Source organism: Pseudomonas fungipugnans (genome assembly GCF_029955235.1).
GTDB lineage: Bacteria > Pseudomonadota > Gammaproteobacteria > Pseudomonadales > Pseudomonadaceae > Aquipseudomonas > Aquipseudomonas fungipugnans.
In genome coordinates, this window is the sequence record NZ_JARBWL010000002.1 from 3,048,502 (window position 1) to 3,064,222 (window position 15,721).

General features: G+C 60.0%; 10 protein-coding genes and 1 pseudogene. 7 read left to right on the top strand and 4 right to left on the bottom strand.

Features of this window, described 5'->3' with window-relative positions; translation table 11 throughout:
- Positions 1–3: 3 nt before the first annotated feature.
- The 3 genes from rarD to POF45_RS29355 all read right to left on the bottom strand — a co-directional run bounded on the left by rarD (position 4) and on the right by POF45_RS29355 (position 3,616).
- Complete coding sequence (gene rarD, locus POF45_RS29345) at positions 4–885, bottom strand: EamA family transporter RarD (RefSeq protein WP_282317386.1); 882 nt, start codon at positions 883–885, stop codon at positions 4–6.
- 215 nt (positions 886–1,100) lie between these two features.
- Entirely contained in the window at positions 1,101–2,114 is a 1,014-nt protein-coding gene (locus tag POF45_RS29350; protein ID WP_282317387.1) for an aldo/keto reductase, read from the bottom strand.
- A 191-nt stretch (positions 2,115–2,305) separates the two neighbouring features.
- Entirely contained in the window at positions 2,306–3,616 is a 1,311-nt protein-coding gene (locus POF45_RS29355) for an MFS transporter (RefSeq protein WP_259494554.1), read from the bottom strand.
- Positions 3,617–3,784: 168 nt separating this feature from the next.
- Here POF45_RS29355 and POF45_RS29360 point away from each other — a divergent pair, with 168 nt between their 5' ends.
- The 7 genes and pseudogenes from POF45_RS29360 to POF45_RS29385 all read left to right on the top strand — a co-directional run bounded on the left by POF45_RS29360 (position 3,785) and on the right by POF45_RS29385 (position 14,527).
- A complete protein-coding gene (locus tag POF45_RS29360) occupies positions 3,785–4,900 on the top strand; it encodes a sugar diacid recognition domain-containing protein (RefSeq protein WP_282317388.1) in 1,116 nt (371 codons plus the stop codon).
- Positions 4,901–5,180: 280 nt separating this feature from the next.
- Positions 5,181–5,948, top strand: a pseudogene (locus POF45_RS29970) (MCP four helix bundle domain-containing protein); the annotation flags it as partial.
- Positions 5,943–6,806: a methyl-accepting chemotaxis protein gene (locus POF45_RS29975; RefSeq protein WP_409077961.1), complete on the top strand. Its 864-nt coding sequence runs from the start codon at positions 5,943–5,945 to the stop codon at positions 6,804–6,806. The pseudogene POF45_RS29970 and the gene POF45_RS29975, both read left to right, overlap by 6 nt.
- Before the next feature lie 141 nt (positions 6,807–6,947).
- Entirely contained in the window at positions 6,948–8,084 is a 1,137-nt protein-coding gene (locus POF45_RS29370; RefSeq protein WP_259494550.1) for a glycerate kinase, read from the top strand.
- 345 nt (positions 8,085–8,429) lie between these two features.
- On the top strand, positions 8,430–10,433 hold the full coding sequence (locus POF45_RS29375) for a KH domain-containing protein (RefSeq protein ID WP_282317389.1): 2,004 nt from the start codon (positions 8,430–8,432) through the stop codon (positions 10,431–10,433).
- A gap of 242 nt (positions 10,434–10,675) precedes the next feature.
- Positions 10,676–12,874: an autotransporter outer membrane beta-barrel domain-containing protein gene (locus POF45_RS29380; RefSeq protein WP_282317390.1), complete on the top strand. Its 2,199-nt coding sequence runs from the start codon at positions 10,676–10,678 to the stop codon at positions 12,872–12,874.
- A 210-nt stretch (positions 12,875–13,084) separates the two neighbouring features.
- Entirely contained in the window at positions 13,085–14,527 is a 1,443-nt protein-coding gene (locus POF45_RS29385; protein ID WP_282317391.1) for a hypothetical protein, read from the top strand.
- Positions 14,528–14,572: 45 nt separating this feature from the next.
- On the opposite strand, the gene POF45_RS29390 is transcribed toward POF45_RS29385, so the two are convergent.
- Positions 14,573–15,664, bottom strand: coding sequence for a fimbrial protein (locus tag POF45_RS29390; RefSeq protein WP_282317392.1), 1,092 nt, complete (start codon positions 15,662–15,664; stop codon positions 14,573–14,575).
- Positions 15,665–15,721 lie beyond the last annotated feature (57 nt).

The following is a 15,721-nucleotide window of genomic DNA, read 5'->3' on the forward strand; positions in this document are numbered from 1 at the left end:
GGCTTAAGGCCGGCGATGCCGCATCAGGTGTTTGAATCCCTCGAACACCAGCACCACCACGGCCATCCAGATCGGAATGTAGGTCAGCCATTCACCCGACTTGATGCTTTCCCCCAGCAACAACGCAACGCCGAGCAACAGCACCGGTTCGACGTAGCTCAGCAGCCCGAACAAGCTGAACGGCAGCAGGCGGCTGGCGATGATGTAGACCACCAGTGCCGAGGCGCTGATGATGCCGAGCAACGGGATCAGCAGCGACAGCCACGGGTGTTGATCAAACACACCAAAGCCCTGCGCGCCGCTCTGCACGAACCAGAACGCGACGGGCAGGGTCAGGGTCATGTCGAGCCACAGGCCGCCGAGGTTGTCGGTCTTCAGGTGGCGGCGCAGCACGAAATAGGTCGGGTAACCGATGGCAACCAGCAGGGTCGCCCAGGAAAAGCTGCCCACGCGGTACAACTCGTTCAGCACACCGAGGGCGGCGAAGAACACGGCGACTTTTTGCAGGTAGGACAGGCGCTCGCCATAGACCAGCCGCCCGGTCAGGACCATGGTCAGCGGCAGCAGGAAATACCCCAGTGACACGTCCAGGCTGTGGCCGTTGAGCGGCGCCCACATGAACAGCCACAACTGCACACCCAGCAACGCCGACGAGGCAATCAGCGTCAGCAGCAGTTTCGGCTGGCCGCCGAAGCGGCGCAGGATCTCGACCACGCGCCGCCATTCGCCGGACACCGCCATGAACACGGTCATGCACGGTACGGTCAGTAGCATGCGCCAGCCAAAGATTTCCACGCCGCTCAACGGGGCGAGCAGGGAGGTGTAGTAATACATGACGGCAAACAGCACCGAGGCCGTGACCGATAAAGCGATACCTTTAGACAAACTGTCCTCGCGGGGTTGAACGTGAAACGGGGGGCGGAGGATACGTGGTTTTGCTGGGGAATATTGTCTGATTGATCAATATCAGACTTCTGCCAGACACATCATCCCTTGTGGGAGCGAGCCTGCTCGCGAAAGCGGTGTATCAGCCAACATTGATGTTGAATGTAATACCGCTTTCGCGAGCAGGCTCGCTCCCACATTGGGGATTTTGGGTGTCAGGTGGTGCGGGGAGTGCGGCCCGACACGAAGTGGCTCACGTCATTGAAGCCCGGTGTCGAGGCGTGGCCCGGTGTCACCAGCGAATCGATGAATGCCTCATCTTCAGCGGTGATCCGCACTGCCTGCGCCTTGGTGTACGCGTCCCACTGTTCTTCGGTGCGTGGTCCGACGATGGCCGAGGTCACGGCGCTGTTGTTCAGCACCCAGGCGATGGCGAATTCGACGATGCCGACGCCACGCCCCTGAGTGTACTGTTGGATCTGCTGGGCAATGCGCAGCGACTCGATCCGCCATTCGGTTTCCAGGATGCGTTTGTCGTGGCGACCAGCGCGGCTGTTGGCGTCCGGTTTGACGTCTGGCGCGTACTTGCCACTGAGCACGCCACGGGCCAGCGGGCTGTACGGCACCACGCCGAGGCCATAGGCCTGGGCGGCGGCGATCTGTTCGGCCTCGGCCTGACGGTTGACGATGTTGTAGAGCTGCTGGCTGATCACCGGCCGGTCCACGCCCAGTTTGTCCGCCACACGAATCACTTCGGCGATGCGCCAGCCCCGGTAGTTGGACAGGCCCCAGTAACGGATCTTGCCCTGATGAATCAGGTCGCCGATGGCCGACACAGTGACTTCCAACGGTGTGTTGTGGTCTTCGCGGTGCAGGTAATAGAGGTCGATGTAGTCGGTGCCCAGGCGGGTCAGGCTGGCGTCGATGCCATTGAAGATGTGCTTGCGGCTCAGGCCGCTGCGATTCGGCACGCCGTCTGCCGGACCGAAGCCGACTTTGGTGGCCAGCACCCATTCGTCGCGGTTACCGGCAATCGCTTCGCCGACAATTTCTTCGGAGCGCCCGCCGGTGTAGACGTCGGCGGTGTCGATGAAATTGATGCCCTGGTCCCAGGCCTTGTCGATGATCCGCAAGGCATCTTCGGTGCTGGTCTGTTCGCCGAACATCATGGTGCCCAGGGTCAGGGTGGACACTTGCAGGCCCGAATGACCCAGCGTGCGGTAGCTCATGACGAATTCCTTTTGCCGGTGGGAAAGCGTCAATCAGATACCAGAAGGGTGACTTTGGGCAACCGGAATATCAGTCCATGCACACACCTATTTGTGGGAGCGAGCCTGCTCGCGAAGACGGCGTGCCAGACAGATCAAGGCTGGCTGACACACTGCATTCGCGAGCAGGCTCGCTCCCACATGAGAGCAGATCAGGCGCGCAAAGTACGGGTCATACGCAGCGCCAGCAAGCTACCGCACACAATCACCCCCGCCAGCAGATACAGCGCCGCATCGGTCGAGCCGGTGCTGTCCTTGACCCAGCCCACCAGGTACGGGCTGAGGAAACCCGCCATCTGCCCCATGGAGTTGATCAACGCCAGCCCGCCCGCCGCCGCGCCGGCACTGAGCAGCGCCGTCGGCACCGGCCAGAACATCGGCAGGCCGGTGAGGGCGCCCATGGTGGCAATGGTCAGGCCGAGAATGGCGATGGCCGGGGTGGTGGCGAAGTTCACCGCGATCAGCAAACCGACGGCGCCCATCAGCATCGGCACCACCAAGTGCCAGCGACGCTCCTTGCGCAAGTCCGCCGAACGACCCACCAGCAACATGAACACCGCCGCCAGCAGATACGGAATCGCACTGAGCCAGCCGATCACCAGGTTGTCGCTGAAACCGAGGTTCTTGATGATCGACGGCAGCCAGAAGTTGATCGCGTACACACCGCTCTGGATGCAGAAGTAGATCAGGCCAAACGCCCAGATCGCCGGGTTCTTGAACACCGCCAGCAGCGAATCGGTGGTGGTTTTCGGCTTGTTGGCCAGGTCCTCGGCGTGGTCGGCTTGCAGTACCGAACGCTCGTGGGCGGTCAGCCACTTGGCGTTGGCGAAGCTGTCGCTGAGCAGAAAATACGCCAGTGCACCGAGAATCACGGTCGGGATGCCTTGCAGCAGGAACATCCACTGCCAGCCTGCCAAACCACCATGGCCGGCGGCGAAGTGGTTGAGAATCCAGCCGGAGAACGGGCTGCCGAGCAAACCGGACACCGGGATCGCCGACATGAACAGCGCCATGATGCGGCCACGACGGAAGGTCGGGAACCACTGCGAAAGATAGAGCACCACGCCAGGGAAGAACCCGGCTTCGGCGGCGCCGGTGAACAGGCGCAAGGTGTAGAACTCGGTGGGTGTGGTGACGAACAGCAGGCAGGTGGACAACGTGCCCCAGACGATCATCATCAGCGCGATCCAGCGTCGCGGGCCGAATTTGGTCAGGGCCAGGTTGCTCGGTACGCCGCACAGCACGTAGCCAATGAAGAAGATCCCGGCCCCGAGGCCGTACACGGTTTCGCTGAACTTCAGCGCGTCGAGCATCTGCAGCTTGGCAAATCCGACGTTCACCCGGTCGAGGTAGTTGAACAGGTAGCAGATGAAGATGAAGGGGATCAAACGCAGGGTGATGCGTTTATAGACGGCGTTTTTATCGTCAGCGATGGCCTGGGACTCTACGGCGCTCTGTGACATGGCGGCTCTCTCTTTATTATGATTTTTTGCGATGCAAGGGTAACGTTGATCGCCCTGTGAGTCTCGGCCAGCCCTTGGGTGCTTGTCTTTGTGCCTGAGCACAGGGTTTGCCGCCAAGGCCTGTGCGGGTGAACAACCCGTCCCACCTCGTTATCAAGGATAACCCCTATGTTCGAACTCGATCACGACCTGGCTCAGGACATCGTCGACCGGGCCATGGCCATCCTGCCCTATAACGTCAACGTCATGGACAGCCAGGGCCTGATTCTGGGCAGCGGTGAGCCGGAGCGGATCAACACCCGCCACGAAGGCGCGCAACTGGTGCTGGCCAACGGGCGGGTGGTGGAGATCGACGCGCAGACGGCAATCCATCTCAAGGGCGTGCAACCGGGGATCAACCTGCCGCTGCTGCTTGATGAACGGCTGATCGGCGTATTGGGAATTACCGGCGAGCCGGAACAGCTGCGCACCTACGCGCAACTGGTGCGCATGACCGCCGAGATGCTGGTGGGCCAGCGCAATCAACAGGCCGAGCAGCAATGGCGACGCCAGCGCTGTGATGACCTGCTGGCGTTGCTGTTGGGCGAAGACGGCGATTCACCGCGACTGGTAGACGAAGCGCAGCAACTGGGGCTCAAGCCGCAACTGACCCGGGTGCCGTATCTGTTCGAGCTGAGCCCTGAACAGGGACCGGGGCAGACGGTCGAGGCGCTCAGTGCCTGGCTGACGTCGCGTTACCCGGACAGTTGGTGTGTCAGCTGCGCCACGTCCTCGTTGCTGTGGTGTCGCCCGGCGTCCCAGGCGATCGAGCATGACCGCCTGCTGGAAAAACTCGACGGCCTGGGCTGGAGCATTTTGCGCATCGCCGTGGGCGGGCAGGCCGATGGGCTGGCGGGGCTGCGCCGCTGTTATCGGCGGGTCGGCGATTTGCTGGCGTATGGGCGCGAAGTGCTGCCGCGTTCGCGCCTGCTGATCCTCAATCGCTATCGCTTGCCGGTGATGCTCTGGCGCCACCGCAACGATGATGCGCTGGACGAGTTGCTGAAGCCGCTGCGCAAAGTCATCGCCAAGGACGGCAACGGCCAACTGCTGGCGACCTTGCGCAGTTGGTGCGAACACGACGGCCAGAGCCAGGCCTGTGCCGAGGCGTTGGGGATTCACCGCAACAGCCTGCGTTATCGAATGGAGCGCATTGCTGAACTCAGCGGTGTTGACCCGCTGAGGTTGGACGGGATGCTGGCGTTGTATCTGGGGGTGCAGTTGCTGCCCCAGACCGAGCCTTGAGTTTGTGAAACCTGACTCCTGAATCCCCTCGCCACAGGTCGTGTGTGCACAGGCAGATATGTATCCACATCCAGACATGTGTTTCATGGCTGAAACAGTTGTAACGTCTTGAAATATATTTCTACTTTGCCCGCAAAAAAACTAAAGCCCGGCCGATAACGTGATCAGGCGCGCACGAATCTGTTTGATTTGTGGCGCGAAGCTGATTCGGCCGGCGCCATGCCCGCTATCCAGCGTTCACTGCAAGGATGCTCGAAGCCTCAATCACCGAGATCATCCTATGTCCCTGCGTAATCTGAATATCGCGCCTCGAGCTTTCCTGGGTTTCGCCTTCATCGCCTTGCTGGTCGTGGTGCTGGGCGTGTTTGCGGTGAATCGCATGTCGATCATCCGCCAGGCGTCCATCGACATGGAGAGCAATCAACTGCCCAGCGTCGGTTTTCTGGGCAACATCACCGAAAACGTCCTGCGCCTGCGCATTCTCTCGTTTCGCATCCTGATCAATCGCGATACCGCCAGTTTGCAGGACGCTGATTCGCGCATCGCCGTGCTGGTGGACAAGGCCAGACAGGCTCAGGCCAGCTACGCGGCGTTGCCGGCAGGTGACGAAGAGGCGGCGCTGTACAAGACCTTTGCCGCCACCCTGGAAACTTACCTGCAAGCCCAGCGCGACATGATGGACCTGTCGCACCAGAACAAGGTCGAGGAGATGCATACCCTGATCAATACGCGGATCAAGGACGGCACCGACCTGATGGGCGACCAGCTCAACCAGTTGATCGCCATCAACAAGGCAGGCGCCAAGGCCGCCGACGAGGACGCCAGGGACCAGTACGCGTTTGCCACCAACGGCATTATCGCGGTCTCGATCTTCGCGGCGCTGGCCACCGTGTTGCTGGCCTGGCTGCTGACCCGCAGCATCGTCACCCCGCTGAACCGTGCCGTGTTGGCGGCGCAAACCATTGCCGGCGGCAACCTGACCAAAGCCATTGAAGTCGACGGCACCGACGAACCGGCTCGCCTGCTCGGCGCCTTGTCGGTGATGCAGGGCAACCTGCGTAAAACCGTTGAGCAGATCGCCGGTTCCGCCACGCAACTGGGCGCTGCCGCTGAAGAATTGAGCGCGGTCACCGAAGAAGCGTCCCGTGGCTTGCAGCAGCAGAACAACGAAATCGAACAGGCTGCCACCGCCGTCAACGAAATGACCGCCGCGGTGGAAGAAGTGGCGCGCAACGCGGTGTCCACCTCCGAAGCGTCGAACCAGTCGACCCAGGCCGCGCGCGAAGGTCGCGACCGTGTGGTGGAAACCGTGGGCGCGATCCAGACCATGACCCACGACGTGCAAAACACCTCGCTGATGATCGAAGGCCTGGCCGCGCAGGGCCGTGATATCGGCAAGGTGCTGGACGTGATTCGCGCCATCGCCGAACAGACCAACCTGCTGGCCTTGAACGCCGCCATCGAAGCGGCCCGTGCCGGTGAAGCCGGGCGCGGATTTGCTGTGGTGGCGGACGAGGTGCGGGCGCTGGCCCATCGCACCGCGCAATCGACTCAGGAAATCGAGAAGATGGTTGCCGGGATTCAGAACGGCACAGGCGAAGCCGTGTCGTCGATGCAGCAAAGCAACCAGCGCACTCAGAACACCCTGGAAATGGCCCGCGCTGCCGGTGTGGCGCTGGAGCAGATCACCCAGTCGATCCATATGATCAACGAACGCAACCTGGTGATCGCCAGCGCCTCCGAAGAACAGGCCCAGGTGTCGCGCGAAGTGGACCGCAACCTGGTCAACATTCGTGACCTGGCCACCCAGTCGGCGGCGGGCGCCAACCAGACCAGCGCCGCGACCCACGAACTGTCGCGCCTGGCGGTGGATCTGAATGCGATGGTGGCGCGGTTTGTGATCTGAAAATCCAGTCCCCCCCTATCTCCCACAAGGTTGAGGGTTTTGTGGGAATGAACAATAAACGCCGGTGCCACTTGTGCAGCGGACCGGCGTTATTATTCAGGCAGGCTGGCAGCATGGCGGCATTGGACCTGGAGAATACCCATGAAAATCGTCATCGCCCCCGATTCGTTCAAGGACAGCCTCAGCGCCCAGGGCGTGGCGGATGCCATTGCCCTCGGGCTGGCCGAGGTGTGGCCCGACGCGCAACTGATCAAATGCCCGATGGCCGACGGCGGGGAAGGGACCGTCGAGTCGATTCTGGCCGCGTGTGACGGCGAACTGCGTCGCACCAGCGTTCGCGGCCCTCTGGGCGCGCCGGTCGATGCCGCCTGGGGCTGGCTGCCACAGAGCCACACCGCGATCATCGAAATGGCCGAAGCCAGTGGCTTGCAACTCGTGCCGTTGGCCCAGCGCGATGCGTGCGTCAGCAGCACCTTCGGCACCGGCGAACTGATTGGCGCCGCCCTTGATGCCGGGGCTCAACGCATCATTCTGGCGATTGGCGGCAGCGCGACCAATGACGGCGGTGCCGGGGCGGTGCAGGCGCTGGGCGTGGGATTGTTCGATGAACAGGATCAAGTCCTGAGCCCGGGCGGCTTGGCGCTCGGCGCACTGGCGCGTGTCGATGCGCAAGGGCTGGACCCGCGTCTGGCGCAGGTGCGTTTCGACATCGCCGCCGACGTCAACAATCCACTGTGCGGTCCTCACGGCGCCTCGGCCATCTTCGGCCCGCAAAAAGGCGCAACCCCGGATCAGGTGCAACAACTCGATCAGGCCCTTGGGCACTTTGCCGATCACTGCGCGCAAGCGTTGGGCAGAGATGTGCGTGATGAACCCGGCAGTGGTGCCGCGGGCGGTCTGGGTTTTGCTGCCAAAGCCTTTTTGAAGGCACAGTTTCGCCCTGGCGTCGAAGTGGTGGCGGAGCTGGTCGGGCTGTCGGAAATCGTACAGGGTGCCGATCTGGTGATCACCGGCGAAGGCCGTTTCGATGCGCAGACCTTGCGCGGTAAAACGCCGTTTGGTGTGGCGAAGATTGCCAGGCAGCAGGGTGTGCCGGTGATTGTCATTGCCGGCACCTTGGGTGAGGGCTACGAACAGATGTATGAACAGGGTGTCGACGCGGCATTTGCGCTGCCGTCGGGGCCGATGAGTCTGGAACATGCATGTGTCGACGCAGCACGTTTGCTGAAGTCGCGGGCAGGGGACATTGCGCGGTTGTGGCGATTGGCCGGGTCCTGAACATCATTCCAGCTTTTTCTTCGCCGAGCGGCATTGGACATCTGTCCCTTGCCGCTGAGGCATTTCGATAAAAGTCCGCGTTCAACTCTTTGATAAATCGACAGATCCAGGCGGCCCTGCGGGTGAGCCAGGGGTGTCCGTGCCCATCGCAGTCCTTGGGGTACCTGTCAACTCTGACAGTATCGGAGGCCGGAATTCTGATGCCTAATCGCCTCAGGGCTCGGTCGTTCAGAGTGTCGGGGATGGAAAGCGCAGTTTTCCTCGTATTGTTTTGAACCGCCGCAGAGCCTGTCCAGCCCGTTCATGGCGGATGACAATTATCGAATTCTGCGGAGAGTGACAGACATGGCTATCATTGATTCCCAACGCCGTTCAGCAGAGGCCCGCGGAGCGTATCGCAAGCTCCGTAACAAGGCGCATGCGGCAGCGATTGCAGACCCCATTCCTACCGCAACGATAGACGCCATCATAGGGCCAGGCGGGTTATTGAATGGCCCTGTCATCAAGGTTGGCGGTATGAAGGTCAATATCCCGATCTGGGCGGATACGGGTGAATATGATGGCGACTACCAGGTGCTTACGCTGTTTATTGCGCCTGGGCATGTCGATGATCCGCTGGATCCGGCTTTCGTCAGGGTCGGCACCCCTTACAGGCTGGATTATCCCTTTGATGTTGGCTGGGTCGGCGACTATACCGTGCCCTTGAGCAACATCTTCCCCGATGGCAGCTATACGTTCAGGCATGAGGTTGAGCTTCACACCGGTCAGACGGTTTACAGCGCAACGGTCAAGGTCATCAGCGATATCACGGCCCCGTATGAGCTGACCACTCCGCCTGAACCCAAGGCCATGGTATTCGTCACCGCGGAAGTGGACAGCACCAATATCGATAGAGTAACGGGACTCATTCCCGCCTACACCGACCAGGCGCCCGGTGATCAATATCTTTACTGGTACGCCAGCGACCCTCTGCCAGAAGATCCTTCCACGCTCGACCCGGTTGCACCACTGACGGACGTTCCCACCGCTCGCAATGTCATCATTCCCAGTGCCTATATCGCCGCCAGGGGGGATGGCGTGTTCTATGTGTTGTATGCACTGATCGACGCGGCGCGCAATCGCAGTAATCTCTCCGGGTGGGCAAGGTTTGTCGTCACACTCGGTGCACTGCCCAATAACCTGAAGAAACCCGAAGTACCGGTGGGTGCCGGCGGGGTGGTGATTGATCGTGATACGGCGGTTGAAGGTGTCGTCGTTCATATCAAGCCTTACACCGGGTGGAAGTCCGGCGACAAGATTAACGCTAACTGGGGTGGGTTCCCTTTGCCTGATGGCTTCCCCTCGCAGTCAGCCGACACCGAAATTGTCGTACCTGCACAAACGTTGCTTGGGTCTTATCGGGGTGCCACGGGGGAAAAAACCATCACGGTCAGCTATGTCGTTGATCGCCTTGGCAGGCAGTGGGGGCCGGAGGAGGACGATTTCACAATTGACTTCTCCGTTGTTGGCCCGGACCGCCCGGATCCCGATCCTGACTTCCCGGACCCAACCAATCCGCTGCTGTTGGCAGGGACCGTCAAAGGTTCTAATTCTGTGAACGATAATGTTCTGGTCGAGGCAGATGCCGGTGATCCGGTTACGTTCACCTTCAAGATTTATGACCCGGTCAACGCCGGCGAAACCATCGAGTTTTTCTGGGAGGGGACACATGTCACGGAGGCGGACTTCACGATCACAGACGAGGATGCTGGTGACATCGAGACAGTCGAGTTCCCCTGGAGCTATATAGCCGCCACCGATAACGGACCGGGTAAGAAAGTCTATTACACCATCGGTGATCCAAGCGTTACGCCCAACCGGCAAAGGTCCCTGGTAACCGACGTCAACGTAGACGACGCCATTGTGCTCAAACCTGACGCGCCGACATTCGTCGGGCTTTCCGATAGGGGCTGGCTTATTTGTGACTCGCTTCAGCCGCCGGACAGCGCGGTCGTGGTGAAAGTCCCTGACCTGTCGCAATGGTTGAATCCCAATGACACGGTGAAAATGTCTTGGGAACTTTTCCAGCCACGTGTCGGCAATACACCGGTACCGGGTACGCTATTTGCTCCAGAACTGACACTGGGCGGGCCGTCAGATCCGTATCCGGTGACCGGTTTTGAATGGCGGGTTGAGCCTTATGCCGACTACATCCTGCCTTCCTATAACCCGCCTCTTCATACGGAAGGGAACGCCAAGGTGACGTACTCGTTCACGTTGAACGGCAAGCGGGTCACGTCCGAGCAGTTGGCGGCACCGGTCAGCATGAGCCTGAGCGACATCTCCTGCATCATCCCGCCGATCCCATAGAACAGCGCGCCTGATAACGCTCGGAGTGCAACCTCCGAGTGTTATTGCTACTACCGCCATCAGGGCTTCATGGAGCAGATTCAGGACGCCGGCCTATCAGCCTATTCCGTGCATTAACAGGATTAGTCCTACATCAAACATCGAAAGCTCAATGTAGCCTCGCCGTTTTTGTCAGATCCGGCCTGTTTGCGTGTAGGAGAGGAGGATCTACCGATTTTGAATTATTAGAGGTGTAACTGGATATGTTGGTAGTCAATGCATTCAAGCTCAATCCATTAAATCGGGCAGTGAAGCTTGTCGTTCTGGCGCCGTTGTTGCTGCTAGCTCAGCAGGTGGTAGCAGGGCCGATCAATGGCGGCAGTCAGACCATCGATCAAAACACGCCAGCTGACAGCTACACACTCACCAACAAAGCTACCCTGACCGCCAACGGTGCCACCACCCAGCAGATTACGGCTGGCAGTGGTTCCACGGTCATTCTCAATGGCGGGACGGTCAATGCCGCCGGAACGCAGACCGGGCTGTCACTGGTCGACGCCAACGCACAGATCAACGACAGTAGTCGCATCAGCAGTTCCACGACAGGCCTGTCGCTTGGTTTTACGGCAGCGGGCACCGGTTCCCAGGCGACAGTCAATAACAGCGTAATCAGTGGTGGCAACCTGGGTGCCCGCGTCAGTGCGCGCAGTACCTTGACACTGAGCAACAGCGAACTGCTGGGCACCGGCGCCACGGGCATCGGCCTGCAAATGTTCGGTGGTACGGTTTCGGCGACAGGCAGCACCATTGCCGGCGGCCAGTCCGGCGTCGTGGTGCGCGCCGATACCAGCCAGCCGGGCGGCAGCACCCTTGATCTGGACAGCACCCGGGTTCAAGGATCGAACGGCGCGGCTATCCTGATCCAGGGTGGCAGCGCGGACATTTCGGTACGAAATGGTTCGAGCCTGACGGGCAGCAACGGCACGATACTCAACGTCACCAATGGCGGTTCTAGCGATTTCAGCGTCAGTGATGCCAGCACCCATCTGGTGGGTGATGTCGTGGTCGAGAATGGCAGCACGGCCAACGTCACGCTGGCCAACTCCGCCACGCTGACCGGCAATCTGCAGAACGTCCAGGCACTGACCGTCAATAACCAGGCCCGTTGGGTGATGGTCGGTGATGGCAGTGTGCAGAGCCTCACGCTCAATGGCGGCGGCGTGCAATTCGGTAACCCGGGCGAGTTCTTCAAGTTGAACGTTGCCGAGTTGTCGGGCAGTGGCGGTACCTTCTATATGCACAACAATTTTGGCACCGGCCAGATCGATACCCTGACGGTCACCGGCACCGCCAGCGGCAATCATCTGGTGGCCCTCGACAGCAGTGGTTCCGAGCCAGGGGCTGCCAGCTCGACACCGGTGGTTCACATCGGCGCGGGCGACGCGACGTTCGCCCTGGCGGGTGGCGCGGTGAGCCTGGGCGCATTCGATTACGACCTGGTCAAGGCGGGCAACAACGACTGGTACCTCGATACCGCGACCCGCACCATCAGCCCAGGCACTCAATCGGTCATGGCGCTGTTCAACGCCGCGCCGACCGTCTGGTATGGCGAGCTGAGTACCTTGCGCACCCGCATGGGCGAAATACGCCTGGACCAGGATAAGGCCGGTGGCTGGATTCGTGCGTATGGCAATAAATACGATGTCAGTGCCAGTTCCGGCGTTGCGTACCAGCAGACCCAGCAAGGGATATCGTTTGGTGCCGATGCGCCACTGCCTGTCGGTGACGGCCAATGGCTGGTCGGTCTGCTGGGGGGTTACAGTAAATCCGATCTGAACATGAGTCGCGGCACCACGGGCGAGGTCGACAGCTACTACCTCGGTGCCTACACCACCTGGATGGATGAAAAAAGCGGTTACTACGTTGACGGTGTATTGAAATTCAACCGTTTCCAGAACTCATCCGACGTGTCCCTCAGCGACGGGGCAAAGACCAAGGGTGACTACGATAACAACGGTGTGGGTGCATCCGTGGAGTTCGGTCGGCACATCAAGCTGGACGACGGCTACTTTGTCGAACCCTACACGCAACTGTCCGGCCTGGTCATTCAGGGCGCCAACTACGACTTGGACAACGGCCTGACCGCCGAAGGCGATCGCACCCGTTCATTGCTCGCAAAAGCCGGTGCCACGGTCGGGCGCAACATCAGCCTGGGTGAGGGCAAAGTGGTGCAGCCTTATGTTCGCGCAGCGTATGTGCACGAGTTCGCCAGCAGCAGCGATGTAAAGGTCAACGACAACCCGTTCAACACCGACCTGTCGGGGTCCCGTGGTGAACTGGGCGCAGGCTTCACCATGACGCTGACCGACAAGGTGTCGATGCACGTCGATCTCGACTACAGCAACGGCGAAAAAATCGAACAGCCGTGGGGGGCCAACGTCGGCATGCGTTACAGCTGGTAACCCGGCGGCCGGGTTCAAAATGGTCGGAAAAAAAATGCGGGTCATCTTTGATGAGCCGCATTTTTTTTGTCCGTAAATCACGTTGATAAGGGCCTTACCTGTCAGGTTTGACAGTATACGGGCCACTGTATTTGCGCATTAATGATCACTGTGGATTGGGGCGAACCCGTTGATTGCCTTGCCACTATTCATTTCTGATGGGAGGTCATGATGTCCAGACAAAAGCGCTCCATCGGCCAGGACACCCTCCTGACGCCCAAACCGTTCACGCAGATGATGCTCGATGATGTAGACGGCGGACAGGAGGGCCTTCTGCCGCTCAGCACTCAAGGCAAACCGCTGAAGATTGAATTCGAACCCTGGAACAATACCGATCCGTCGCCCCAAGAGCCTGAGTCGGTGGAGCTGTTCTGGGATGGGCAGCCTGTCGATACCAAGACGTGGACCGCGCCGATTGCGCCAGACGATTACTACATCGAAGTGCCGCCTTCGTTTCTGACCAATGGCCGGCATGAGGTGCACTATCTGTTGACCATGTACACGGGGCAGACAGAACCGTCGGATGTCCGAGTATTGACTGTCGACATCGACCCGCCCCGGCTCAATGCCAACAGCAAACTCCAGTTTGATACCAGTGTCATCAGTATTGACTACCTGATCGGCACCGGTGATGTGGCAGTCGCCACAGTGCCTGCCTACACCACTGCCGCGCCCGGGGACGTGGTCATCGCCACCTGGAAAAACCTCGCCGGTGGCACCTCGGACGAACTTCGGACCGCGCCCCTTACTCACCTCGACTACATGAACCCGATCAAGCTGACGTTCACCGGCGAGTTCATTCGCAACATGGGCGATGGGGAGCGCGAGGTCACCTATCGGGTGCAAGACCGTGCTTTCAATCTCAGTGCCGAATCCACTGCGGCCCAGTTGCTGGTGGCCGCCATCAGGCCGGAACGGGTCACACCGTACCCGTGGGTGGTTGAAATAGGAGGCACGCCGCAAAACTGGGGAGCACTCGATCCGCTGCGCGCGCAGGGGGGGGCCACGGTGCGCATACCGGCAGCGGCGGTTTACTATCAGGAAGATGGTGTCGAGGTGCAATTTGGCGAGCCAGGTACAGCCTTTGCCGTTACCGTGCCTGTCCCATGGCAGACCAGGGATGTACTCATCACCAGGGAACAGCTGCCGCCTTACTTCAACAAAACCCTTCCGGTGTACTACGTCGTTCATTTGCCAGATGGTACGAGCAAGGCGTCCGATCGCTTGACGCTGGAGATCAATGGCATTGCCAGTAGCAGGTTTTCCCCGCCCCAGCTGGGGGAGCCTCACACCAGCCCGGTGTTCAAGAAAAACATACCCTCGACGGGGCTGCCTATTATCCAGCGGCCTTGGGCATTTATCAGTACGCAGTGCCTGATCAGCATCACGGTTAACGGTACCGGCACCGATAACCAGCCCAAAACCGAAAAGGTATTGGATAAACGTCCTGTCACTTCGGGGCAAGTCACCGCCGGCGTACCTGCGGCGATAACCAAGGCGTTCATGGAGAGTCTGCGAAACGGCGGGCAGTTCACCGTGTTGACGCAATGCAGTTATGACAGAGGCGAAAGCTGGTTTTCTTTTACCGTGCTGAGGCCGGTGTTGCAGGCTTGAACCTGACGTTGCCCGACCAGGCCCCTTCTTCAAGGGGCTTTTCAACTATTGAAAGGTCACGGTAAAGCCCAATGCGCCCTCGGCCTTGCCGGGGCGGATCTGGCTGCTGTCGAGGATCTGATAATACTGGGCCTTGAAATCGAGTGTCTTGTCCACACCATCCTTGATGGCGCCAAAGGAAACATCGGTGCCCAATGGCACGGGCGTGCCATCGGCACGTAATATCTGAATGCCTATGCCCGTGGCCGTCGACCCCGAGCTCAAGCTGAATACGCCATTGCTGCCATCGCCCTCCGGCAGTGAGCCATTGGCCCCGTCGAGGCTGATAAAGGCTGTGGCTATGTTGCGGTCAGTGGGGTCCGATTCGCAACGGGTCAGGGTAATCCTGAAACTGGTTGGCGTGGTGGTGAAACCCGGATGAGTAAAATCCGAAGTGTTCCAGTCGCCCAGCGGCACAGGGTCGAGGCTCACAGGATCGGCGCCTACTGCGCATTGTGACTGGATCACCGTGCCGCTTAATCCGTAACCGAAGCCTTTGCCGATACCGCTGAAGTAGCCATCGAACATCTGTCGATTCAGCCACTGCCGCCCAGGTGCAATCACGCCGGTTTTCACCAGTGTCACTCTGGTAGACATGCTGTTCAAGAGCTGGAAAGCCAGGACCAGGTTACGGTCGATGATCGCGTCGTACGGCACGACTGACGAGCCAGCCACCGGTACAAAGACATTGCCGCCAGTGCCCGTAAGCGGAGTCTCCAGAGTAATGATGGCGCCAACCCCGGGAATATTGGTCGTCAGAATCTGGTCGGTGGAGCCACCCCTGCCGACATGGGCGTTCACTTTATGCTCAAAAGGGGTGAGCACTCGGGCATTGAAGTCCAGGACAACGCTGCCGTCGTTACTGCACGTGATGCCCGCATGGCCGGGCGCGGAGGCGCGAACACGCTGGTCGATGACGCCGATGATGGTGCCGACTGCAGCGTCACGCGGTACATAGACGGTGCCCACGTCCGCCTGGAAATCCATTGCCCCCCCAGCTCCGGTCCATGTGCAGGTATTGGCGTGTGCGGACAGGCTCAGGTGACAACCAGCCACCAGCCCCAGCAGGCTCATCCACGGTCGTGAAGATGATTTCATGAATGCTTTCCTTCAATGAAAAAGCGCTGGAGCATTGCTCCGGCGCCATTGATGTAA

Bases quoted from the DNA above. Each gene is read 5' to 3' on its own strand.
- POF45_RS29360 (WP_282317388.1), top strand. From the start codon at position 3,785: ATGTTCGAACTCGATCACGACCTGGCTCAGGACATCGTCGACCGGGCC.
- POF45_RS29350 (WP_282317387.1), bottom strand. From the start codon at position 2,114: ATGAGCTACCGCACGCTGGGTCATTCGGGCCTGCAAGTGTCCACCCTG.
- POF45_RS29385 (WP_282317391.1), top strand. From the start codon at position 13,085: ATGTCCAGACAAAAGCGCTCCATCGGCCAGGACACCCTCCTGACGCCC.
- POF45_RS29975 (WP_409077961.1), top strand. From the start codon at position 5,943: ATGCAGGGCAACCTGCGTAAAACCGTTGAGCAGATCGCCGGTTCCGCC.
- POF45_RS29355 (WP_259494554.1), bottom strand. From the start codon at position 3,616: ATGTCACAGAGCGCCGTAGAGTCCCAGGCCATCGCTGACGATAAAAAC.
- POF45_RS29390 (WP_282317392.1), bottom strand. From the start codon at position 15,664: ATGAAATCATCTTCACGACCGTGGATGAGCCTGCTGGGGCTGGTGGCT.
- POF45_RS29380 (WP_282317390.1), top strand. From the start codon at position 10,676: ATGTTGGTAGTCAATGCATTCAAGCTCAATCCATTAAATCGGGCAGTG.
- POF45_RS29370 (WP_259494550.1), top strand. From the start codon at position 6,948: ATGAAAATCGTCATCGCCCCCGATTCGTTCAAGGACAGCCTCAGCGCC.
- POF45_RS29375 (WP_282317389.1), top strand. From the start codon at position 8,430: ATGGCTATCATTGATTCCCAACGCCGTTCAGCAGAGGCCCGCGGAGCG.